At 48.2% G+C, this 21850-nt stretch carries 18 protein-coding genes; 16 read left to right on the forward strand and 2 right to left on the reverse strand.

Features of this window, described 5'->3' with window-relative positions; all coding sequences use genetic code 11:
* Positions 1 to 39 precede the first annotated feature (39 nt).
* The 10 genes from M3212_RS03260 (at position 40) to M3212_RS03305 (ending at position 13685) form a co-directional block, all read left to right on the forward strand.
* Positions 40 to 2919, forward strand: a complete 2880-nt coding sequence (locus tag M3212_RS03260; protein ID WP_251192511.1) for a PD-(D/E)XK nuclease family protein — start codon at positions 40 to 42, stop codon at positions 2917 to 2919.
* Between the two features lie 20 nt (positions 2920 to 2939).
* Positions 2940 to 6317 carry a UvrD-helicase domain-containing protein gene (locus M3212_RS03265; protein WP_251192512.1) on the forward strand — a complete coding sequence of 1126 codons (3378 nt, stop codon included), beginning with the start codon at positions 2940 to 2942 and terminating at the stop codon, positions 6315 to 6317.
* 96 nt (positions 6318 to 6413) lie between these two features.
* A complete protein-coding gene (locus M3212_RS03270; RefSeq protein ID WP_251192513.1) occupies positions 6414 to 8135 on the forward strand; it encodes a putative bifunctional diguanylate cyclase/phosphodiesterase in 1722 nt (573 codons plus the stop codon).
* Between the two features lie 136 nt (positions 8136 to 8271).
* The gene (locus M3212_RS03275) at positions 8272 to 10332 is read left to right on the forward strand and encodes a chemotaxis protein CheA (RefSeq protein WP_251192514.1); all 2061 of its coding nucleotides are present in this window, start codon (positions 8272 to 8274) and stop codon (positions 10330 to 10332) included.
* 23 nt (positions 10333 to 10355) lie between these two features.
* Positions 10356 to 10808: a chemotaxis protein CheW gene (locus M3212_RS03280; protein ID WP_251192515.1), complete on the forward strand. Its 453-nt coding sequence runs from the start codon at positions 10356 to 10358 to the stop codon at positions 10806 to 10808.
* 34 nt (positions 10809 to 10842) lie between these two features.
* Complete coding sequence (locus M3212_RS03285) at positions 10843 to 11202, forward strand: response regulator (RefSeq protein ID WP_251192516.1); 360 nt, start codon at positions 10843 to 10845, stop codon at positions 11200 to 11202.
* Between the two features lie 313 nt (positions 11203 to 11515).
* Positions 11516 to 12403: a ComEC/Rec2 family competence protein gene (locus M3212_RS03290; RefSeq protein WP_251192517.1), complete on the forward strand. Its 888-nt coding sequence runs from the start codon at positions 11516 to 11518 to the stop codon at positions 12401 to 12403.
* Between the two features lie 18 nt (positions 12404 to 12421).
* Positions 12422 to 12670, forward strand: coding sequence for a hypothetical protein (locus M3212_RS03295; RefSeq protein WP_251192518.1), 249 nt, complete (start codon positions 12422 to 12424; stop codon positions 12668 to 12670).
* Positions 12671 to 12678: 8 nt separating this feature from the next.
* Positions 12679 to 13335: a potassium channel family protein gene (locus M3212_RS03300; RefSeq protein WP_251192519.1), complete on the forward strand. Its 657-nt coding sequence runs from the start codon at positions 12679 to 12681 to the stop codon at positions 13333 to 13335.
* Positions 13336 to 13472: 137 nt separating this feature from the next.
* Entirely contained in the window at positions 13473 to 13685 is a 213-nt protein-coding gene (locus tag M3212_RS03305) for a hypothetical protein (protein WP_251192520.1), read from the forward strand.
* Positions 13686 to 13738: 53 nt separating this feature from the next.
* Here the strand turns inward: M3212_RS03305 and M3212_RS03310 are convergent, their stop codons facing one another.
* A complete protein-coding gene (locus M3212_RS03310; RefSeq protein WP_251192521.1) occupies positions 13739 to 14983 on the reverse strand; it encodes a hemolysin family protein in 1245 nt (414 codons plus the stop codon).
* A 244-nt stretch (positions 14984 to 15227) separates the two neighbouring features.
* Here M3212_RS03310 and M3212_RS03315 point away from each other — a divergent pair, with 244 nt between their 5' ends.
* A complete protein-coding gene (locus tag M3212_RS03315; RefSeq protein WP_251192522.1) occupies positions 15228 to 15527 on the forward strand; it encodes an IDEAL domain-containing protein in 300 nt (99 codons plus the stop codon).
* Between the two features lie 63 nt (positions 15528 to 15590).
* Positions 15591 to 15731 carry a lmo0937 family membrane protein gene (locus M3212_RS03320; protein ID WP_251192523.1) on the forward strand — a complete coding sequence of 47 codons (141 nt, stop codon included), beginning with the start codon at positions 15591 to 15593 and terminating at the stop codon, positions 15729 to 15731.
* A gap of 235 nt (positions 15732 to 15966) precedes the next feature.
* Here M3212_RS03320 and M3212_RS03325 read toward each other — a convergent pair whose 3' ends face one another.
* Positions 15967 to 16143 carry a hypothetical protein gene (locus M3212_RS03325; RefSeq protein WP_251192524.1) on the reverse strand — a complete coding sequence of 59 codons (177 nt, stop codon included), beginning with the start codon at positions 16141 to 16143 and terminating at the stop codon, positions 15967 to 15969.
* Between the two features lie 260 nt (positions 16144 to 16403).
* Here M3212_RS03325 and M3212_RS03330 point away from each other — a divergent pair, with 260 nt between their 5' ends.
* The 4 genes from M3212_RS03330 (at position 16404) to M3212_RS03345 (ending at position 21834) form a co-directional block, all read left to right on the forward strand.
* Complete coding sequence (locus M3212_RS03330) at positions 16404 to 17141, forward strand: SigB/SigF/SigG family RNA polymerase sigma factor (protein ID WP_251192525.1); 738 nt, start codon at positions 16404 to 16406, stop codon at positions 17139 to 17141.
* A gap of 270 nt (positions 17142 to 17411) precedes the next feature.
* Positions 17412 to 18044, forward strand: coding sequence for a TetR/AcrR family transcriptional regulator (locus M3212_RS03335; protein ID WP_251192526.1), 633 nt, complete (start codon positions 17412 to 17414; stop codon positions 18042 to 18044).
* 79 nt (positions 18045 to 18123) lie between these two features.
* A complete protein-coding gene (locus M3212_RS03340) occupies positions 18124 to 19674 on the forward strand; it encodes an acyl-CoA carboxylase subunit beta (protein WP_251192584.1) in 1551 nt (516 codons plus the stop codon).
* Positions 19675 to 19758: 84 nt separating this feature from the next.
* A complete protein-coding gene (locus tag M3212_RS03345; RefSeq protein ID WP_251192527.1) occupies positions 19759 to 21834 on the forward strand; it encodes a methylmalonyl-CoA mutase family protein in 2076 nt (691 codons plus the stop codon).
* The last annotated feature ends 16 nt before the right edge of the window (positions 21835 to 21850 follow it).

The raw sequence follows: 21850 nt of genomic DNA on the forward strand, positions 1-21850 counted from the left end.
AAACAATGCCAGCTATTGTGAGAGAAAGGAGGGGGTTGAATGAACGAGCAATGCCTCCATAGTACATCAAGTAAGGAAGTGGCTGCTCAAAAGCGTCTCAGGCACGCCTTTTCGATTCAGAAGAAAAAGAACTGTCCCGCTTTTTATGTCCTGCCTTCAACGATGTGGCTTAAAACAGCCCGAAAGCAGCAGCCCGGCCTGGCGGTGATCACATTTGATGACATTGCCCGCTATTTGCTTATGCAGGCTAAAGAAGCGTATTTTCCACTAACAGAGCAGGAACGATCGTTGTTCTTTGAACAGTTTATCCGCGAGGAAGAAACGATTCAGAGTGAGGTTGACAGCGGCCGGGCGCTTGGCTATGCGGATACATACGGGCAAGTAAAGCGGCTCGGGCTGACGGTTGAACAACTGCCATCGTCTTTAGAACCGCTCCGGAACCTTTTTAGCCAATATGAAAAAAAGGTAGTAGAGGAACGGAAGCTGCTCGATCCGGAAAATATCATTTTACGGGCGATTCAGCTGTTGGAGGAAAGAAGCACGGCACTGAATATCGCTTTGATCACGATTGATGGGTACTTTGATTTTAGCCCGCTCCAAATGCTATTACTTGAAGCGTTGCAAAAGGCTGATGTGCCGATCGATATATATTTGCCCGGCGATCAGCATAGTCAGATTGTCGAACATACGGCAGCGGAGCTAGTCTCAATCGGCTTCACAGATCTGCGCCAGCTGTCTGCTTTAGTTCCGCCCGCTGCTGAAAAGGAGCTTGTGGCGGCGACAACAGTGGAAGAACAGTGGCGCGGTGTGATAGAGGAAATAGTCGCAGCGCCTTCCTTAGAGGATGTCGCTGTACTGATCGTCGACGAAAAGCACGGGAGGGAGGAGCTGGAGCGGCTCGCCGATGAGTACGGCCTTCCGCTGCAAACGGCTAAGAAACGTCCTTTGTCAGCGTCGGCGCTTCATGCTTTTTTGGTGGCCTGCCTCAGGCAGCCGGGCACCTTCCGTTCGAGATGGGAGCAGCTGCCGCTTGTCGAGCATATTCTCGCACTCTATCAGCAGTCAGGTCTTGAGTATGCAAAGCAGAAACAATGCTTTTTGCAAACTGGAGCATTGTTAAAAGAAGAGGAAAATGAGCTTTATCAGGCCGTCTGTGCTCTTAAATGGAAGAGAAAGGATCTCTTTAGTTCCTATGTAAGGCAAATGCTCGCCTGGTTACACGAACTGCCCGCTGTTTCAAGCTGGAGAGTGCGACTGCAAGCGGAGAATGAGGTTGAGACGTTGCAGGCAATTGTCCGTGAATACCGCGCATGGGAGCTTCTTTGTAAGCGGCTTGAGGCGACAGCTGAGCTGCTTGAGGAACGGGGACTCGCCGGAGAGCTGGTGCTGTCACTTGACCTTTTTGCTGATTGGCTGCAGGAGCTTGGTGCGCGGCTTCAGTTTACCGAGAAACGCCGGGCGGAACACGGATTAGCGGTTCATACATGGCGTGATATTGGCTTATTTCGTGGAAAGAAGCTTTATGTTGTTGGCATGAACGAAGGGATCTTCCCTCAATTGTCGAAATTAAGCGGCTATGTCCAGGAGCGCGATCTTCAGGAGAGTCAGGTTCGCTTTAGCCCGCCGACGCAAAAACAGCTGCGGCAACAGCAGCTCGCTTATTTGCAGCAGCTCGATACGATCTGTGAATCGATTACCTTTACCTATGTCAAAGGAATCGATCCGCTTCATCCGCTACTGCCTTCCCCGTTGCTCGAGGATGTTCACAGAGCGGAACGGGAATGGTCATGGGAAGCACGGATGAAAGGAAAGTACAGCTATACAGAGCGGGATCAACATGAAAAGCTGGCCTTCCACCTTGGTCAGGGCTGCAGGATTGAGGATGAACCAAAGCAATTGCGAGAGGTCATGACAAGGCTGGAGCGCCTCGCCAGCGGAAAAGAGTCGCTTCCCCTTGAACGGAAGGCAGCGACAGTTGCTGTAACTGCTCTGGAAAGCTATGCCCGCTGTCCTTTCCGCTATGCGCTTGAACGGGTTTTTCAAGTAAAGGAGGCGGAAGCGGTCGAGGAGCAGGTGTCGCCGCTGGCCGTTGGACAGCTCATCCATGAACTGATCGAGGAGGTTTATACCGAACTTACGTTGATTGGTACACCATTTGCGAAAGCAGGAGCTGAGCAGCTGGAGCGTGTCCCGGAGCTGCTTCAGGAACGTTTTGAGCAGAAGTGGCTTGCCGTGGAAGAACAAAGTCCAACTCTATCGCGTCTAGATCTTGCCCTGGCAAAACAGCAGTGGAAAAAGCGATTAGACAAATGGTGGCAGGCTGAACGCAAGCATTTTTGGGATAACGAAGCGCTCGGGGAGATGGCGATTGAGGCGATGGAGACAACTGTCCGGCTGCCACTTCAAGTGAAGGATGGCACAGAATTGATGCTGACCGGAAAGGTCGACCGGGTTGACCGGAGCGAGGAAGCGATTGTGATTTACGATTACAAGACCGGAAAAGCGAGTGTCTCAGCCGCAGAAGTCCGTTCCGGGCTAAAGCTCCAGCTGCCTTTATACGCTTATGCTCTCCGGGAACAGCTTGAATGGCGGGCGAAGCGCCCGCTCCGGGCAGACGGCGCAAGCTATATTTCATTGCGCGAGCCGGCAAAGCGGGCTGGCAACGGAATTTGGCGAAAGGATGTAGTCGGAAAAAATTCGCCGTATTCGGTATCATCTTTTTGCAAAAATCGTGAAGAAAGCTTTGGCACAGCACACTATCTGGATACCTATGAAATAAAGGAACTGGTTGAAGCGCTGTGGACAGGGATGCATAGTGAGTTTCCCGTCGAGCCGCAGGAGTGCGCCAACAGCTGTCCGTACAGGACGGTATGCCGCGTGACGGAAGAGCAAAAAGCAGATCATGCGATCAAGGCATGAGGGAGGGGAACAGACGAAAGATGCAATTTAATGAAGAGCAATGGCAGGCGATTTCCAGCGCGAAGCCTTTCATTTTAGTGTCAGCTGGAGCCGGATCGGGAAAAACGCGAATTTTGACGGAGCGCTTTGTCAGCCTTTGTGAACGGCGTCTGCTTGATCAGAATGATCCTGCCGGAGCCTCCGTGGAGGAAATCGTTGCGATTACATTTACGGACAAGGCGGCGCGTGAAATGAAGGACCGGATCCGCAAGCGGCTGCTTGAAAAGGAAGCTGAGGCGGAGTCTGAGAAGGAGCGCCGCTTTTGGCAAGAGCAAAAGGAAGCATTGGAGCGGGCGTATATTTCAACTTTCCACAGCTTCTGCCAACGGCTGCTCAGTCAGTACGCGATGACGGCTAATTTGATTCCGGGAACACGACTCCTTGATGAGGTCGAGGCTAGAAGGAAGAAAAGAGCGATCGCTAAAGAGATGTTTGAGGAACGCACACTGTACGAGCAGGCAGTCCCGCTGCTTGAACTGATGAGCAAGACCCAGCTAATCGAAACGGTAGAACAGCTGCATGACACGATTCGTGAATTGGTCGTTGATGAACAGGCGATCGAGAAGCTTGATCCGGCGGACATGCTGAAGCTGCAGGAGGAGCAGCTTCTGATTGAGCAGGATAGGCTCGTTTCAGCCTTTCATGAACAGGCACTTGCCTGTGTTCGGTCTTTTCCTGATCCACGGGAACTGACGAAAGCTCAGCAGGCGCATGTCGAACGGATAGCGGCAGCTTTCGCGACGATGGCACCGCCGCAGGAAGGGGAGGCACATGCCTACTTTGCCAGGCTGGAGACGCTGATGCCGCAGAAAGTTGATAAACGCTGGGTCGAGAAGGCTCCGGCGCTTTATCAGCTCTGTGCCGAGCATTGGAAGCCCTTGAAAGAGACATGGAAAAGCATCGGCATAAGCGGCCGGACCGAGCAGGAAACGCGCAGCTATATGAAGGCGGTCGTCGGACTGTTGCAGCAATTCGCTGCCCGCTACGCGCGGGAAAAGGAAAGAGCCGGCGTGCTTGATTTTAATGATTTGCAGCAAAAGACAGTCGCATTGCTGCGTCATCCCGGGATTCGCGACGCTTGCGCGAAGCAATTCCGTCATATGATGATTGATGAATTTCAGGATACGAATCAGCTCCAGCTGGCGATGCTGGAGCAAATTAACCCGGCTTATCAATTTATCGTTGGCGATCAGAAGCAGTCGATCTACCGCTTTCGCGGGGCCAATGTCACATTAATGAATGAAAAAGAAGACGATGCCGTCTCGGAAGAAAGTGCCGAAGTGATTTTAATGAACACGAACTATCGAACGGAAGCCTCAATCATCCAAGCCGTAAATGGGCTGTTCTCCCATGTGATGACAGAGAAGCGGGTTCATCAGTTTGAAACCGTGTATGCGCCGTTGCGGGCCGTGCGCCGCCGCGAGGAAGAAAAGCCTTGCGTCGAGCTGGCGGTCCTGCCTGAAAAGGAAGAGCGCGAGGAGGAGGCTTTTTCGCTTTTGGCAGGACGCTTGGCTTCGATGATCCGCGCAGGGGAACCACTCGTGCAAAAAGGGGATGAATGGGTGCAACCGACCTGGGCGGATGTCGCGGTTCTCATTCCTGCCCGGACACAGCTTTTAGCATTGGAGCGTGCTTTGGATCAATATGATATCCCGTATGTCGTCAGCGGTGGAATCGGCTTTTATGAGCGGCAGGAGATCATTGATTTCGTTACGCTGCTGCGCTGGCTGAACCGGCCGTTTGAAGAGATCTATCTGCTGGCACTGCTCCGCAGTCCGCTCCTTGGTTTGACGCTTGCTGAACTATTTGAAGTCAAACAGGGCTTACAGGAAACAGAGGCGCTTTTTGAGCTCGTCTATGATGAAACGCACTCTTTGTATGCCGGCCTTTCTGAGCGGGTGAGGGCGTGCTTCAAACAGCTGAGAGAATGGCTGGCCCGTTGGACGCCGCTTGCTGTTCAACACGCCCCTGTCACAGTCCTGACCGGGCTGTTTCAGCAGACCGGGCTGAAAGCAATGCTTCTGCTACAGAAGCAAGGGCTGCAGAAGGTGAGGAATGTCGAAAAGCTGATCGAGCTGCTTGCGCAAAGGCGCGCGCTTGATTTGGAAGCGCTGCTGGCCGAGCTTGACGAAATCATTGCCCTAAGTGAGAAAGAGGGAGAAGCGCAAGTTGAGCAGGTTGAAGGGAATGTCGTGCAAATTATGACGGTCCATGCCTCAAAGGGATTGGAATTCCCAATTGTGTTTCTCCCGCAGCTGGAACGGACGACGCAAACGGATAAAGGGAGAATTCGCTTTGATCCGGAGCTTGGAATTGTGCTCAATCTTGAGAAGGAAGCCGAGCAGGTAGATGAAAAGCCAGTCTGCTATCAGACACCCGGCTTTCCGCTCGTAAAAGAACGCGCTGCCTTGGAAGCAAAGGAAGAAACGAAGCGGTTATTATATGTGGCGATGACTAGAGCACGCGACTATCTCGTCATGATGGGCGAGTCCACAACATCGCATTCATGGATGACGATGATTGAGGAAGCCTGTGCCGCGACAGATCTGGAGCAGCTGGTCCAACGAGTGACGGAGTTTGAACGAATTGAAAAAGAGACAGAACGGGCCGTGGCCCATTACGCAGCTCCACAGCTCATCCAAAGAGAGGTCCCGTCATTATCGCTCACTGTTTCAGAGATTATGAGCTTTTGTCGTGATCCACTCGACTATTTTTACCGCTTTGTCGTCGGGGTGCCTGAGTCTCTAGCTTTTGAAGCGGAGGAACAGAGTAAGGGCTCCGAGGGAACCGGACTTGATTCTTCGAAATTGGGAACGCTTATTCACCGGGCCTGTGAATTACGTGATTACGGCTTTTCTACGAACACGGCAATGGAGGAGGCTCTGGCAGCCGAAGAGGTCGACGATGAATGGACTTACATTGCGGCGATGAAAGCCTTGCTGATGAATTACAGCGAGGAGCAGCGGCAGCGGCTCGGCACCCCGGTTGCGAATGAATGGTCGTTTGTAACGGAAATGGAAGGCGTTGAAGTGATTGGCGAAATCGATAAAATCGTCGAACGGCAAGGGCGGCATGAAATTATCGACTTCAAGACGAATCGTATCCGGTCCTCAGGCAGCGAGCTGCTGACCGTTTACCGTGACCAGCTTACGTTATATAAAATGGCTTATGAGCAGGAAACAGGAAGGAAGGACGTAGCGGTATCGCTCTACGTGTTGCGGGATCAGCGGCAGCCGCTTCATCAGCTGGTTGTAGGGACTGAGCAGGAAAACAGGGTCCGACGCGCAATTCAGTTGTTGAAAACGTTGCGCGCACAGAAGGCAGGGAAGGAAGAATACGAGTGCATTCAGCTTGAGTGATAGAGAAGCCGGTCAAGCTGAGCACTTGATAAAAGGGAAATGGCACACAGGCAATAGGGGGAAGGATAGAGCTGAAGGTGATCAAAGGAGAATGCGATGGATGAAATGAACTTAACTGAACTGAAAAAAAAGCTGCACGACAGCGAGCAGCAGTATCGTTCATTATTTCGTTATACGACGAATGCCATATTTATCATAGATCGCTTAGGACGTTTTACGGAGGTCAATCCTGTTGCGAGCCGATTAACCGGGTTTAACGAGACTGAGCTGCTTTCAATGGGCGTTTATGATGTACTCGGAGAAAGCCAGCGTTCGATTTTTGCGTTGTTTATGAAAGCGGCGCTGAATGGAGAGGTGTCGTGCTTTCAAACCGAGCTGTTAAACCGGCGGCAGGAAAAGGTCTTCGCCTTAATGACGATTGTTCCGCGCCAAATGGATGGCAGTCCGCAAGGCGTAATCGGAATTGTTCAAGATGTGACAAAGCATGTACAAACAAAGAAAAAGATAAAGCAGATGAGTAAGGAGGACGCGCTCACAGGCTTGCCAAATCGCCAATATGTGGCAGAGCAGCTGGAGGGGCTCCTTCGACAGCAAGAGCAGCTCGCTGTCATGTTTATTGATTTAGACCGTTTTAAGTTCGTTAACGACACGCTCGGTCATTTTTTGGGGGATTTGGCCCTGAAAGAACTGGCCGCACGACTTAAGGCTAACCTTTTCGCGCCAAACATTCTGGCGCGCATGGGGGGAGATGAGTTTGTCGCCATCCTTCCCGGGCAAGCAGAGAAGAAGGATATCGTGCGGATCGCCAGGCAGCTGCTGAGGCATATTCGCCAGCCTTTGCTGATCAATGGCTATGAATTCACCTTAACCGGAAGCATCGGCATTTCCCTGTTTCCAGAGCATGGCAGAAGCGGGGAGGGATTGATTAAAGCAGCTGATGTGGCGATGTTTCGTGCCAAAACGAAAAGCAGCGACAGCTATCAGTTCTATGAAAGTGATATGCGCTCTTATTTTTACGAACGGTTCTATGTCGAAAATGATTTGCGGCGGGCGTTGGACAAAGGTGAATTATCGCTTTATTTTCAGCCGAAATTTGATGTGAATACGAGAACGATTTGCGGAGAAGAGGTGCTTGTCCGTTGGAAGCATCCCGAGGAAGGGTTCATATCTCCGGAGAAGTTTATTACGATTGCGGAAGAGACGGGCTTGATTGTCCCGATTGGCAAATGGGTATTAAAAGAGGCCTGCCAACAGAAAAAAAGCTGGATTGACCAGGGCTACCCGCCTATCGCGATGTCTGTCAATCTCTCTTTACGCCAGTTTTTGCAAAAGGACATCGTCGACACGGTCAAGGAAGTACTGAGAGAGACGCAGCTCCCCCCGCATTTGCTTGAGGTTGAGATAACGGAAAGTGTAACGATTGACTTTGAACGGACGCTCGAGGTGTTACACCAGCTGCGCGCTTTAGGGATTAATATCAGTCTCGATGATTTTGGCACAGGTTATAGCTCGCTTCAGTATGTGGCACAAATGCCGATCCATGCATTAAAAATTGATCAGTCATTTATCCGGAACCTTGGAAAAGGCAAAAATAGCGAGGCGGTGATTGCGATGATTATTAATCTCGCTCATTTTCTGAAAATAGCGGTCATTGCCGAAGGGGTGGAGTCGGAAGAGCAGCTCGCTTACTTAAAAGAGCAGGGCTGTGATACCGTCCAGGGTTATCTTCATTCAAAACCGCTGTCAGCCTCTGATTACCAAACCTTTTTAGCTGATAAAGGCGGACATTTTTCTGGACAAAACGACAAAAATCCCTAATTCTTTTAAACTATTTCTTATTTCCTAGCGAGAATCTACTTTTTTAGATGAAAAATATGCTATTATGAGAAAAAAGCTCCGAATTTTGGTTGCGTTGTAGTCGACCTTTTCGGAAAACATCGAGGTGAATAGGAATTTGGTTAATTCAGAATATCTAGATGTCTTTCTTGACGAAAGTCAGGAACATCTTCAGGCCATTAACGACAATCTCTTAAAGTTGGAACAAGCACCTGATGACATTTCGATTGTAGGCGAAGTATTTCGCTCTGCACACACACTGAAAGGCATGGCGGCTACCATGGGCTTTGAGGACCTGGCTCACTTAACGCATAACATGGAAAATGTCCTGGATTTAATTCGCAATCATAAGCTTCAGGCTACTTCGGAAGTACTGGATGTCGTATTTGCGGCCGTCGATGATTTAGAAGCAATGGTAACCGATATTGCCGGCGGAGGAACCGGGTCGCACGATGTGAGTGAAGTCGTCGCCCAGCTTGAAAGAATTGAAAAGGGCGAGCCGACGATTGCCGCCACAGCAGAGGCGCCGGTGAAGGAAGAAAAGCAGGTGACTTCTGGTGAAGAAGTCCTGTCCGAAACGTATGATGAGTTCGAACGGACTGTTCTGCAGCAGTCGTTTGAGCAGGACTATACCGCCTATCAGGTGAAGGTGACGCTCGATGAAAACGCGATGCTAAAAGCAGCCCGGGTCTTTATGGTATTTGAGGTGCTCGAACAAATTGGTGAAATCATTAAGTCGTCTCCTCCAGCCGAAGAGCTGGAAGAAGAGAAATTTGACCAGGATTTCCTTGTCACCGTCATTACGAAGATTGAAGCGGAAGAAATAAAGAAACGGATTTTAAAAGTTTCTGAGATTACCAATGTTCATGTTCAGCAGATTGATCAAAATAAACTAAAGCTTTCCCATGTGGAAGAAGAAGAGCAGGCGAGTCCGTCGGCAGCTGCAGAGCAGGCTGCGAAGCCGGAGCAGACAAGCAAGCCGGCCGTGAAGGAAGCAGCTTCCTCTCAGCCGAAAAAAGCAGCCTCTGAACATAATAAGACGATTCGCGTGAATATCGAACGCCTTGATGTGTTGATGAATTTGTTTGAAGAATTGGTCATCGATCGCGGACGGCTTGAGCAAATCGCCAGCGATCTGAAGAACAATGAATTAAATGAAACGGTCGAGCGAATGTCGAGAATTTCCGGTGATCTTCAGGAAATTATTTTGAATATGAGAATGATGCCGGTTGAACAAGTGTTTAATCGCTTTCCACGCATGGTTAGAAGCTTATCAAAAGACTTGAATAAGAAAGTCAATCTCGAGATTATCGGAGCCGAAACAGAGCTTGACCGGACGATCATTGATGAAATTGGCGATCCGCTCGTTCACTTGCTCAGAAACTCGATCGATCACGGTATTGAGACACCGGATAAGCGTCGCCAGCTCGGCAAGCCGGAAGAAGGAACAGTACGCCTGAAAGCATATCATAGTGGAAACAATGTCTACATTGAAATTGAAGATGATGGGGCAGGCATTGATCGTGAAAAAGTACTTAACAAGGCATTAACAAATGGCGTAATTTCCGAAGAGGATGCCGAGAAGCTGACAGATCAGCAAGTCTTTGGTCTGCTCTTTGCCTCCGGGTTCAGTACGGCCGAAAAGATTACCGATGTCTCTGGCCGTGGGGTCGGACTGGATGTCGTCCGCAATACATTTGAGTCATTAGGCGGAGTAGTGACCGTGAACTCAGAGCTTGGAAAAGGTTCTGTCTTCTCGATCCAGCTGCCATTAACGCTGTCGATTATTGATGTCATGCTTGTGGAGCTCCAAGATGAGAAATACGCGATCCCGCTTAGCTCAATCGTGGAAACGGCGATCGTCAACAAACAGGACGTATACAGCGCCCACAACCAGAAGGTCATTGACTTCCGCGGGAAGGTCGTTCCGCTTGTCTTCCTTAAGGATATTTTCCAAGTACCGGGCGAGCAGACGGATGATGAGTTTTATTCCCTCGTGATCGTTCATAAAGGGGAGAAGGTGGCCGGTCTCGTTGTTGATTCCTTAATTGGCCAGCATGATATTGTATTAAAGTCACTTGGAAACTATTTGAAGGATGTTTTTGCGATTTCAGGAGCAACCATACTTGGAAATGGACAGGTTGCCTTAATCGTTGATTCGAATGCGTTAATTAAGTAATCTTACCAAGGGAGGCCGTTACATTGTCCAGTGAAATTGCTACGAAACAAGAATTAAAAGTGATCGTTTTTCAGTTAGAAGATGAAGAGTACGCGATTGAAGTGGATTATGTTCAATCGATTGAACGGATGCAGCCTGTCACGCGAATTCCGAGAACCTTTCCGTTTGTGACGGGAGTGATGAACTTACGCGGGATGATTACACCGATCATCAATTTGCGCAAACGGTTTGGTTTAGCGGATAAAAGCTTTGATGAATCGACCCGGATTCTCGTGATTGCGAAGGATGAGCTGGAAATCGGGGTCATTGTCGATGGCGCGAATGATGTGCTTGACATTCCACATGAAAAGATCGAACCGACGCCAGAAGTTGTCGGCGGCGTGGAGGCTGAATATTTGCGTGGTGTGGTCAAGCTGGACAACAGACTGTTTACACTATTAAACTTAGAAAAAGTAATTTTGGAATCAGATTCATAACTAATTTATGTAGAAAAGGTAATGAGGTGGTCGTATGGCGTCAATATTAATTGTGGATGATGCAGCATTTATGCGGATGATGATTAAGGATATTTTATCAAAAAATGGTTTTGAAGTTGTCGGTGAAGCAGCAAACGGCGCTGAAGCTGTTGAGAAGTATAAGGAATTAAATCCTGATCTCGTCACGATGGATATTACGATGCCTGAAATGGACGGCATTCAGGCTCTTAAAGAAATTAAGCAGATTGATGGCGGAGCGAAAGTCATCATGTGTTCCGCGATGGGACAGCAATCAATGGTTATCGATGCGATTCAGTCAGGCGCGAAAGACTTCATCGTCAAACCATTCCAAGCCGACCGCGTCCTAGAAGCGATCAAAAAAGTATTAAGCTAGACCCAGGGTGCTTTTCCCTTTTGAGGATGGTCGAAGCAATGAGCGAAGTCGCTACATGTTTTGAAAGCTTAGAGAAGAGCGGGGTTCTCTTCTCTAGGCGAGTAGCGAACGAAGCCATTGCTATACCCCAGCGGATGAAGGCAGCCCCTCTGCATGCCGCGTGCAGGAGAAACTGTTGCCGGCATCGGAGGAAGGGCGTTTTTCAGCGTTTATATGTTATACTATCCATGGCAGGAAAAAGGTCGGATGTTTTCTTGCCGGGAAATATGAAATGGTCCCCATTTGCTAATAAACTGGCAGGTGGGGTTTTGCTGTGAAAGGAAAAAAAGAGATGAATAAGTACAAATGGACTATAACTGGAATTTTACTAAGCCTGCTTTTTATTTGTGCCGGCTGCTTTCCCGAGCAGCAGATGGCTTCCCCCACCCCGCCTCCTGTGGCGGAGGGGGATTTAATTGTCACCTTTTTTGACGTCGGGCAAGGGGACGCGACACTGTTTCAAACGGAAGAGGCGACGATTTTGATTGACGCCGGGCGGCACGATCGGGAAGAGGTCGTCTCTTTGCTTGAGGGCAGAGGGGTGGAACGGATTGATTTGTTTATTGCGACCCACCCTCACGCTGATCATATCGGCCAGGCTGATCAAGTATTAGATGCGTTTCCGGTGGAAGAAGTATGGATGTCGGGTGACAGTCACACGACGAAGACATTTGAGCGGATGGTAGAAGCTCTTGAAGCTTCCGGAGCAGACTACTATGAGCCGCGTGCCGGTGAGGAGTTTGAAGTTGGTCCGCTGCTGCTTGAGGTGCTGCATCCGGAAGAACTGACCGGTGACCTGAATAACGGCTCGATCGCCGTTAAGCTTCATTTTGGCGAAGTTTCATTTTTAATGATGGGAGATGCGGAAGCAGAGGCGGAGGAAGAGATCATCGCGCGCTCAGCTCATTTGCAGTCGACCATTTTACGGCTAGGGCATCATGGCTCTTCGACTTCCACGACGCCGGCTTTCCTGGAAGCAGTGAATCCTGAAGCTGGGATCTATTCAGCAGGTAGAGATAATGAATACGGGCATCCGCATTCTGAAGTTGTCGAGCTTTTTAAAGAAAAGGCTATTCCTTTGTTCGGAACGGATCAGCATGGGCAGATCATTGTCGAGACCGATGGAACTTCTTATGAAATAATCTTGGAGCATGGCGAATAGAGGAAAGAGGTGAACAGAGTGAAGGCCGTGATAGACAGGATGGTCGATCAGACCTTTGTCGTGCTGCTGGTCGGGTCAGAGGAGAAGGAAATGATCTTTCCGAAAGAGGCATTTTCGTTTCCGGTGAGGGAAGGACTCCATTTGGAAATTGAGCTTGCCGGCGACCAGCTGCTGAAGGCGGAAAAGGTTGACGCGCCAAAGAAGGCCGATCCGCTTGAGAGACTGAGAAAGCGTCAGCACAGCCGTTATAAACGAAACGGAAGGTAGGGGAACGGATGAAAAAACAATTTGCTGTTATTGGACTGGGCCGCTTTGGAAGCAGTGTTTGCAAAGAGCTCTACAAATTAGGCCATGAAGTGTTGGCGATCGATTCGCGAGAAGAAAAAGTCAACGACATTACACCCCATTCCACTCATAGTGTGATCGCCAATGGGACGGATGAAAAAGCGCTTCAGTCATTGGGCATCCGCAATTTTGATTATGTGATTGTGGCGATTGGTGATGATATTCAATCAAGCATTCTTTGTACATTGCTATTAAAAGAACTGGGTGTCGAAAAAGTATGGGTCAAAGCACAAAACTATTATCATCAGCGTGTATTGGAAAAGATCGGCGCTGACCGTATTGTTCATCCGGAGCAAGATATGGGCATCCGCATCGCCCAGCATATCATTTCGGAAAAAATCGTAGACTACATCGAGCTTTCTCCTGATTATAGTATCGTTGAACTGATTGCGACAGATAAGGTTTCCAGTAAGTCACTTGTTGAGTTGAATATTCGGGCGCTGTACGGCTGCACGATTCTTGGGATAAAACGAGGAGATGATATTAATATTGCTCCGACTCCGACGGATCAAATCCAGCAGGGGGATATTCTCATCGTGATCGGACATAAAAACGACCTGAAACGGTTTGAGGACGAAGGAATGTAGGTTTATGACGGCACGATCAAATGATAATCATCATAAGATGCTGAAGTGAGGTTCTCTCTATAAACAACAAAAGCAACGTGATAATGATGAAAATAAGGGTAAATAGTAAGGAGAAGATGTGCAAGGAGGAAGTAAGAATGGAAGAGTACTTTCCATTACAAGATTGGATAGAGAGAAACCAATTGCTCAGATTAACAATTATTCGACCAAAAATAGGAAGGCAAACGTTGCATGTGAGATTGATTTCTTATGATAAGAATAAACAGTCTTTATTGTTTTATGATGATGATCGCAAGGAAGTCATTCATATCGTGCAGAATGAAATTGACCAAATAGAGGCTGAGGATTAACTTCCCGCAACAAAGGCTGGGCAAAAGGTTGTTTACCTTTTGCCCAGCCTCTCTTAATGAAGCGTGACTTTGATCAGTCGCAGCCTGCGATTTTCCGTTTCCTCGACGTGTAAGGAAAGATGCTCATAGGTAAATTGATCCCCCTTTGCAGGAATCCGCTGAAATTCCTCCACGATCCAGCCTCCCAACGTATAATAGGACGTATTCGGCAGTTCAACGTTCATCAGCCGCGCGAAATCATCAAGTGAGTAATCGGCATGGAAAAGATACGTCTGTGGATCTAGCTGCTTCACAAGCTTGATCGTTTCATCATGCTCGTCCCATATTTCCCCGACAATTTCTTCGAGAATATCCTCAAGGGTCACGAGCCCTGACGTTCCGCCAAATTCATCGATCACAATCGCCATATGAATTTTATTTTTTTGCAGCTCCGGTAACAGAGCTGAAATTTTCATCGATTCCACAACGAGTAAAGGCTCCCTGATCAACGAGGGAATATCGACATTGCTGTCTTGAATATAGGCGGTGAGAAAGTCCCGCTCGGACAAAATGCCAATAATATGATCAATCGTACCGTCATAAACAGGTAAACGTGAAAAGCGTTCCCGGAAGAAGATCTCTTTAATTTCCTCCGCCGATTGATTGAGATTGATCGCCGTAATATCCATTCTCGGTTTTAAAATTTCCCCGACAAGAATATCATCGAAATCTAAAGAACGGTGGACAAGCTCTTTCTCATTTTCATTTAAGACACCTTCATCTTCACTCATCTGCACCATTACTTTTAATTCTTCCTCTGTAATAGAAGGAGTAGCCTGTTTATTTCGAATAAGCAGGGAGACAGCCTTTCTTAGCTGAAGAAACACCCAGGTGACAGGAGTTAAAATCGTAATCAGAATCATAAGAATCCCGGAAACGCGTAATGAAAATGGTTCCGCGAATTCTTTGGCAAAGGATTTTGGCATAATTTCGCCAAAGATGAGCACGAGAATCGTGACGACAAATGTACTGACAAATACGCCGGTGCTCGGACCGAAGAGATCCGTCGCCAGCTGTGCGGATATGGTCGCCGCGGCAATATTAACGAGATTATTGCCGACGAGAATAGTTGATAACGCTTTATCGAAATTCTCTATAATGTAGAGCGCTTTTTTCGCGCCAGGGCGATTCTCATCAGCGTAGCTTTTTAAACGGATTTTATTGGCGCTTGAAAAAGCAGTTTCAACCGAGGAGAAAAAAGCCGACAGGATTAATAAAATGAAAAACAGGGTGATCATACTTAACGGTATTTCGTCCAAACAATATCACACTCCAAGAGGTTTTATTGTTTATTATAACGTAAACCTCATTCAATCGTTACTGTTATGATGTCCGTATGATGAAAAATTACTAGACATTTGGTTATGTCTTTTGAACAGCGCATATTCCCGTAGCAGTGAGCTGTGAGGAAAGCGATAGAAATGAGTAAGGAACAAAGCAATGTTTCGCGATATGATCTCGTGGGTATTTATCAAGTAAAGAAAACGCTGAGGAGGGATTAGGATGAATAACCAGTTCGCGATGGATAATAATGTGATGAAGCAGCTGCAGATCATCAGAAGCCTGCAAAGACGTTCAGAAGCAACGGTTCAGTCCTTATACGCACAGGCGATCCTTGAATACTCGCTCTATCACGACAAGAAGAAGAGACTGCTTGAGGAGATTGACCAAGCATTAGAAGCAAATGACCGTGAACAATTTCTGCGATATTCGAAACAGTACAAACAGTTGGTCGATGATCATCGCAAAGGAAAAACCGTCGTTGAAAACGGATTTGAACTCCATTTAACTTTTGAGACATGAAACAGATTTAATTAGGGAAATGAAAAGAAGAGCACCAATAAAATCGTAAATGAGGTGAAACTGATGTGGACACTGTTAATTATTTTATTGATTCTCTGGTTACTGGGATTCAGCTTTGAGGTAGCAGGCAATCTGATCCATTTGCTGCTGGTTGTTGCCTTAATTGTACTAATCATCCGCCTCGTAACCGGGAGAAGAGTTTAGCAGGAGGAAAATGAAACAGCAGCACAAACCAATGTCTTGGTTTGTGCTGCTGTTGTTTCTCGTAGTAGGGAGGGAAGGTCGAACAGCCACTCAGATCATTTAAAAGCCGTTATGCAGTCAGAGCAACTTAGCGAAGACGATTTCAGGAGCAAAAGGATGCACGAAATAGATACTACTAACCGCAAGAAGTAATCTGCGATATCCCGCCTCTTCCAGTCAGTTCTTCTATCAAAATTTACGTTAAAAGGTTGTAAGCGTTTTGAAAAATAGGCTCGCCTTTAACATAATGTAAAAACAAATAATGAAGAGCTTCTTCCTCCGACTGAAAGTGTTGCCGAACTTCATCATAGGCAGAGGCTAAAAACGGGTCGAGAGCAAGCAGTTTTTTCATGCGCTCCGGATGAAAGCTCATGTGGGGCCAGCCTCCTTTCCGTTCGTTCGCTTTATTATATGGCAGGTGAAGAGAATGGTTCGAAAATGTTGTATAATAAAAGCAAGCTAGATTTTACCACTTAATCGCCTGAAGAAGAAACCATCCTGACGGGGAAAGCAGCCTATCGAAACGATCGCAAAAGGAATGAACTGTTGATTACGCTATGTGGGGTAGAGGAGCGTAAAACAGATAGAAACGCTTCTCTTCTCTTGCCATAGGTAAAAAGATGGAGGAAGAAGGTGATTTCATTGATTACTGTAGTGAAACAGGAACACCAGCTTGAGGGTAATGCTATCAATGAAGAGCGGATCGAGGATCTGCTAAGAAAGTATGAACATCTTGTATGGAAATATGCTCACCGATACACACTCCACCCCCAGATGAATGAAGATTTGATTCAGGTAGGAATGATTGGTTTATTACTGGCGATTAAACGGTATCAATATGATCGCGGACGATCTTTTGAAGCTTTTGCCATCCCGACGATTATTGGAGAAATAAAACGGTATTTACGGGATCAGACTTGGAGTGTTCATGTGCCACGGCGGATAAAAGAAACAGGGCCGCGTATTCACAAAAAGATGGATGAATTGACGAGCATACTCCAACGGGTACCGGAAGTGACCGAGGTGGCCGAGGCGCTGCAGGTCAGTGAACGGGAAGTGAAGGAGTGTCAGCAGGCGTGGCAGTCGTACCAATCGGTTTCCCTGTTTAAGCAGGTTCATCGTGATGACGAGGAGCTGACATTGCTTGATGTCATCCCGATGGTTGAAAATGAATTTGAGCAAATCCATCACTCCCTCGCTCTGACAGAAATGCTGAGCGGATTGACGGAAAAAGAAAAGCAGATAATTTTTTTAACCGTGATGGACGGTTTTTCGCAAAAGCAGGCGGCGGAGAAGCTCGGTCTTTCCCAAATGCAAGTATCGCGTTTAAAACGAAAAGCGCTTGATAATTTAAAATGCTGTGTCAGCTAAAAAACTGTACTCGAGGTTAAAATAGAGCCCGGATTGGGACAAGAGCGAATGAAAGTGCGGAGCAAAGAGAGGAGCGGGGTCTTTTCTCTTTGCTCCGTACGGAACGAAACGGAGAACCACGTAATTTCCAGGCTTATAAAGAAAAGAAAGCGATTGCAAAAATAACATTGACAAAAGTCAGAACATTTCGTATAATAATCCTAATACCTTCCGACCGACTAGTCAGTCTGCGGGTATCTGCTTTACGTGAAAGGAGATATAGAGATAAAAATGAAGAAAAAGCCTACAAAAGAGAGAATTATAGAAACAGCATTACGACTTTTTGAAGAAAACGGGTTTCACGCCGTAACCGTTGATCGGATCGTGCAGGAAAGCGAAACATCAAAGGGGGGATTTTATCATAATTTTAAGTCGAAGGATGAACTTCTCTACACGGTCCATGATTCCTTTATCACATACATTCTTGATAAAGCCGAGGATGCGTATAACCGGTTTTCGACACCGGCCGAGCGGCTTTATGAAACGGTCAGATCATTTGTTATGATGTTTGATCTGTACCGCCCGCATGTGACAGTTTTTTACCAGGAATCGCTCTATTTAAGCAAGGAGTATTTCGAAACGATTAAACGCAAGCGCGACCGCTACAAAGAAAAAATGTTTCGCGTCGTCAACGAAGGAATCACCTGTGGAGAATTTAGAAAGGAAATTCCCGTGCCGATTACTTCAATGGCGATTTTCGGGATGACGAACTGGACGTATAAGTGGTACAAAGAAACGGGCCAGTATTCGATTGAAGAAATCGCCGATATTTATGCGGATCTGATTATGCATGCTGTGATGACAAAGGAAGCGCTGGCAAAGCCGGAATATGCTAGATTCTTTCTGACAAATAAGCTAGGCTAAGAGACCCTTCATTTGGAGAGATGTAGGCTTGGATGGGAGAAGAGAAACCTTTACATAACAAAAGGTGGTGTAAAGAGTGATGGATATGTTTGATCATATTCAGGAATTAGAGATACGACGTGAAAAAGTGCAGCTTGGCGGTGGACAAAAACGAATTGATGCGCAGCATGAGCGTGGAAAGCTGACAGCAAGACAGCGCATTGACCTGTTGCTTGATGAAGGCAGTTTCGTTGAATTAAACCCTTTTATTGAGCATCGCAGCTCGGCGGAAGGACTCGCAGAAGGACCAGGAGATGGTGTAGTGACAGGCTACGGCAAGATCGCCGGCCGGCTCGTTTTCCTGTTTGCCCAGGACTTCACGGTATTTGGCGGCGCCCTTGGCGAAATGCATGCGAAGAAAATTGTCAATGTCATGGACCTGGCGGCGGAGAATGGCGCGCCGATTATCGGCTTGAATGATTCAGGCGGAGCGCGGATTCAGGAGGGCGTCCTCTCGCTAGACGGCTATGGACATATCTTTTACCGAAACTCCATTTATTCAGGCGTTATTCCGCAAATCTCCGTCATCCTTGGCCCATGCGCTGGCGGTGCGGTTTATTCACCGGCGATTACTGATTTTGTCTTTATGGTGGAAAAAACGAGTCAAATGTTTATTACAGGTCCAAAGGTCATTGAAAGTGTAACCGGGGCAAAGATCAATCAGGAGGATCTTGGCGGAGCAAGTGTTCATTCAACGAAAAGTGGCAATGCTCATTTTGCGGCGGCAACGGAAGAAGAGGTGCTGGCTGAGGTTAGACGATTGGTGGAATTTCTTCCTTCCAGCTATGAAGAGAAGGCGATTCACAAACCGTCTGCGGCGAACAGAGGGCCTGGAGAGCGAGTTCAGGAGCTGGTTGACATCGTCCCTGTCGATGGAACGAAGGTATACGATGTGCGCCAGGTGCTGACGTCGATAGTCGATGATGGTGATTTCATGGAGGTACAGGCGCGCTTTGCGAAAAATCTCGTCGTCGGTTTTGGCCGGATTGCCGGAGAGACGGTTGGCCTTATCGCCAATAACCCGAAAAACATGGCCGGCGGTCTCGATATAGATTCATCCGATAAAGGCGCCCGCTTTATCCGCTTTTGTGATTGCTTTAATATCCCGCTTATTACATTTGAGGATGTCAGCGGCTTTATTCCGGGTGTGAAGCAGGAGCATGGCGGTATCATCAGACATGGGGCGAAAATTTTGTATGCGTATTCCGAAGCGACTGTGCCGAAGATAACCGTGATCCTGCGCAAGGCTTTCGGCGGAGCTTATGTGGCGTTAAACAGCAAGGCGATCGGCGCCGACCTCGTCTTTGCCTGGCCCAATGCCGAGCTCGCCGTCATGGGTCCTGAAGGAGCAGCGACGATCATTTATGCGAAGGAAATCCGCGAGAGCGCTGACCCGGAGGCGACGAGAAAGGCGAAGATTGCTGAATATCGCGAACGCTTTGCCAATCCGTACATCGCCGCTGCGCACGGGATGGTGGACGATGTCATTGATCCGCGCGATACGCGGAGAGTTCTGGTCCAATCTTTAGAAATGCTGCGTCATAAGAAGAAGAAGCTGCCTGACAAAAAGCATGGAAATATCCCTCTTTAAGAAAGCGTTTTCACTTACTGTGTTGTGTCTTTTTAAAAAATAAAAGTGCAAATGAAGGGAGTGAAGGGGCCTTAAGAGGCTGCCATGACTATGGAAAAAACCGAAGTATTGTCTCAATTCAGTGAATTTCCGATCCCATCCTATGAAGAATGGCAACAAGTCACGGAAAAATCATTAAAAGGAAAGTCGTTTGAAACATTACTGACGGCGTTACCCGATGACATCGTCCTTAAACCGATGTATCAAAGAAAGGATGCAGAAGAGCTCCTTTTGCAAGATCAGCTGCCGGGGCAATTTCCGTTCACGAGAGGGACCCGGACCGAGCCGTCCTCCTGGATGATTAGCCAGGCGCTTTCAGCCGCAACGCCGAAGCAATTGAACGAGGAGCTGCAGCAGGCGCTCGCTATGGGGCAGGAGGTGCTGCATATTACAATTGCTGAGGATGTGAAGCGCGGCAGCATCGCCGGGCTGGAAAAAGAGCAGTTTGACGGCGTCCCTTTGTTCGACCTTGACGATATGCGTGAGTTGTTCTCTGCGATTGATCCAGGCCACTATCCACTTTATCTTGATGCGGGAGAAATAGCGACACCGTTTCTCGCTGCTTTGGCATTGATTTCATCCAAGGAAGAGAAGCCGATGCTTGGCGTGGTCGGAGCCGACCCGCTGCATCAGCTCGCAAAGCATGGCAAGCTGGTTTATCCATTGGCAGAAGCCTATAAACAAATGGCTTTGGCGGTCAAGTGGGCGAACCAACATGCTCCAGACTTGCGGACCGTGTTGGTTCAAAGTCATCATTATCATAACGGAGGCGCCAGTGCAGCGCTGGAATTAGCCTGCGCGCTGGCGACAGGTGCAGATTATGTTGGAGCGCTGATGGAAAGAGGGCTGACAGCTGATGACGCTGGTAAAGCGATCGTGTTTTCCTTTTCTGTCGGCAGCGACTACTTCACGGAAATCGCCAAGCTCCGTGCCGCCCGGACGTTGTGGGCAGCGATTATGGCTGAGTTTGGTGCCGGGGAGGAAGCGCAGAAAATGATGATTCACGCGCGGACATCGTTGTTTACGAAAACAACTGAGGATAGGCATGTTAACCTTTTGCGGTCAACGAGCGAAGCCTTTGCGGCAGCGGTTGCCGGAGTCGACAGCATCGAGGTGAGTCCATTTGATGAAGCGTTGTCGCAGACGACACCGTTTTCAAGAAGGATCGCGAGAAATACGTCGCTTATTTTGCGAGAGGAGGCGCATATTGGGCAAACAATTGATCCGAGCGGTGGCTCATGGTATGTCGAGCATGTGACAGAGGAACTCGCTAAAAAAACATGGAAGCGCTTTCTAACAATTGATGAAGCCGGTGGAATCGTGAAAGCATTACAGCGAGGCATCATCCAGGATGAGATTGAAGCAATGTGGAAAAAGCGGGTTCAGCAGGTCGAAACGCGTGAGCAGGTTATAGTCGGCAATAATCAATATATCAACCTGATGGAGAAGTCAGATTCAGCCCCAGCGCGCCAGGAGGAAACCATGCGAGAATACGGAGATCGGATTCAGCAGAAGCGCGCCCGGATAAAAAACGGGATCAAACAGCCGCCACAGACGCTGGAAGAGATGCAGCAATTGCTTGAAGACGGCACCCCGTTTTCGCCGCTTCAGCAAAGCTTCAGGCAGCAGGACGGAAGCGAGGCGACGATTGCCGCGATTCCGCAACGTCGTCTTGCCGAACCGTATGAAGAGCTGCGTCGTCGCAGCAGGACGCTTGCCGCTAAGCAGGGCGGTATGCCATCCGTGCTGATTGTCGGGCTGGGAGCACTTGCTGATTATAAGGCACGCGCTGATTTTATCGCAGGCCTCTTTCAATGCGGTGGCTTTGACGTCCGTCAGACATCTCTTGATACCAGGGAGCAGGCCGATTTCTTTTGCCAAAGCCAAATAATCGTTCTGTGCGGACGCGATGAGGCTTATGAAACGTCGGCGCCCGGTTTGCTTGAAGAATGGAAACAATCAGCACCGGGAAAAAAATATTTCATCGCCGGGCTGCTAAATCAACAAGTAACAGCCAGATTAAAGCAGGCCGGACTTGACGAAGCGATTGGCCGTCAGACGAATGCTTATACTTTTTTGTATGCCTTACAGGATTGGCTGAAAGGAGAAGACGATGAGTAAGAAACCGAACTTCCGG

Origin of the sequence: Halalkalibacter oceani (genome assembly GCF_023715705.1) — a bacterium.
GTDB lineage: Bacteria > Bacillota > Bacilli > Bacillales > Bacillaceae_D > Halalkalibacter > Halalkalibacter oceani_A.

What these genes read in the sequence shown, in the direction of transcription:
- M3212_RS03270 (WP_251192513.1), top strand. Translation starts at nt 6,414, where the DNA reads ATGGATGAAATGAACTTAACTGAACTGAAAAAAAAGCTGCACGACAGC.
- M3212_RS03315 (WP_251192522.1), top strand. Translation starts at nt 15,228, where the DNA reads ATGAATAACCAGTTCGCGATGGATAATAATGTGATGAAGCAGCTGCAG.
- M3212_RS03335 (WP_251192526.1), top strand. Translation starts at nt 17,412, where the DNA reads ATGAAGAAAAAGCCTACAAAAGAGAGAATTATAGAAACAGCATTACGA.
- M3212_RS03300 (WP_251192519.1), top strand. Translation starts at nt 12,679, where the DNA reads ATGAAAAAACAATTTGCTGTTATTGGACTGGGCCGCTTTGGAAGCAGT.
- M3212_RS03305 (WP_251192520.1), top strand. Translation starts at nt 13,473, where the DNA reads ATGGAAGAGTACTTTCCATTACAAGATTGGATAGAGAGAAACCAATTG.
- M3212_RS03285 (WP_251192516.1), top strand. Translation starts at nt 10,843, where the DNA reads ATGGCGTCAATATTAATTGTGGATGATGCAGCATTTATGCGGATGATG.
- M3212_RS03265 (WP_251192512.1), top strand. Translation starts at nt 2,940, where the DNA reads ATGCAATTTAATGAAGAGCAATGGCAGGCGATTTCCAGCGCGAAGCCT.
- M3212_RS03260 (WP_251192511.1), top strand. Translation starts at nt 40, where the DNA reads ATGAACGAGCAATGCCTCCATAGTACATCAAGTAAGGAAGTGGCTGCT.
- M3212_RS03345 (WP_251192527.1), top strand. Translation starts at nt 19,759, where the DNA reads ATGACTATGGAAAAAACCGAAGTATTGTCTCAATTCAGTGAATTTCCG.
- M3212_RS03320 (WP_251192523.1), top strand. Translation starts at nt 15,591, where the DNA reads ATGTGGACACTGTTAATTATTTTATTGATTCTCTGGTTACTGGGATTC.
- M3212_RS03340 (WP_251192584.1), top strand. Translation starts at nt 18,124, where the DNA reads ATGGATATGTTTGATCATATTCAGGAATTAGAGATACGACGTGAAAAA.
- M3212_RS03325 (WP_251192524.1), bottom strand. Translation starts at nt 16,143, where the DNA reads ATGAGCTTTCATCCGGAGCGCATGAAAAAACTGCTTGCTCTCGACCCG.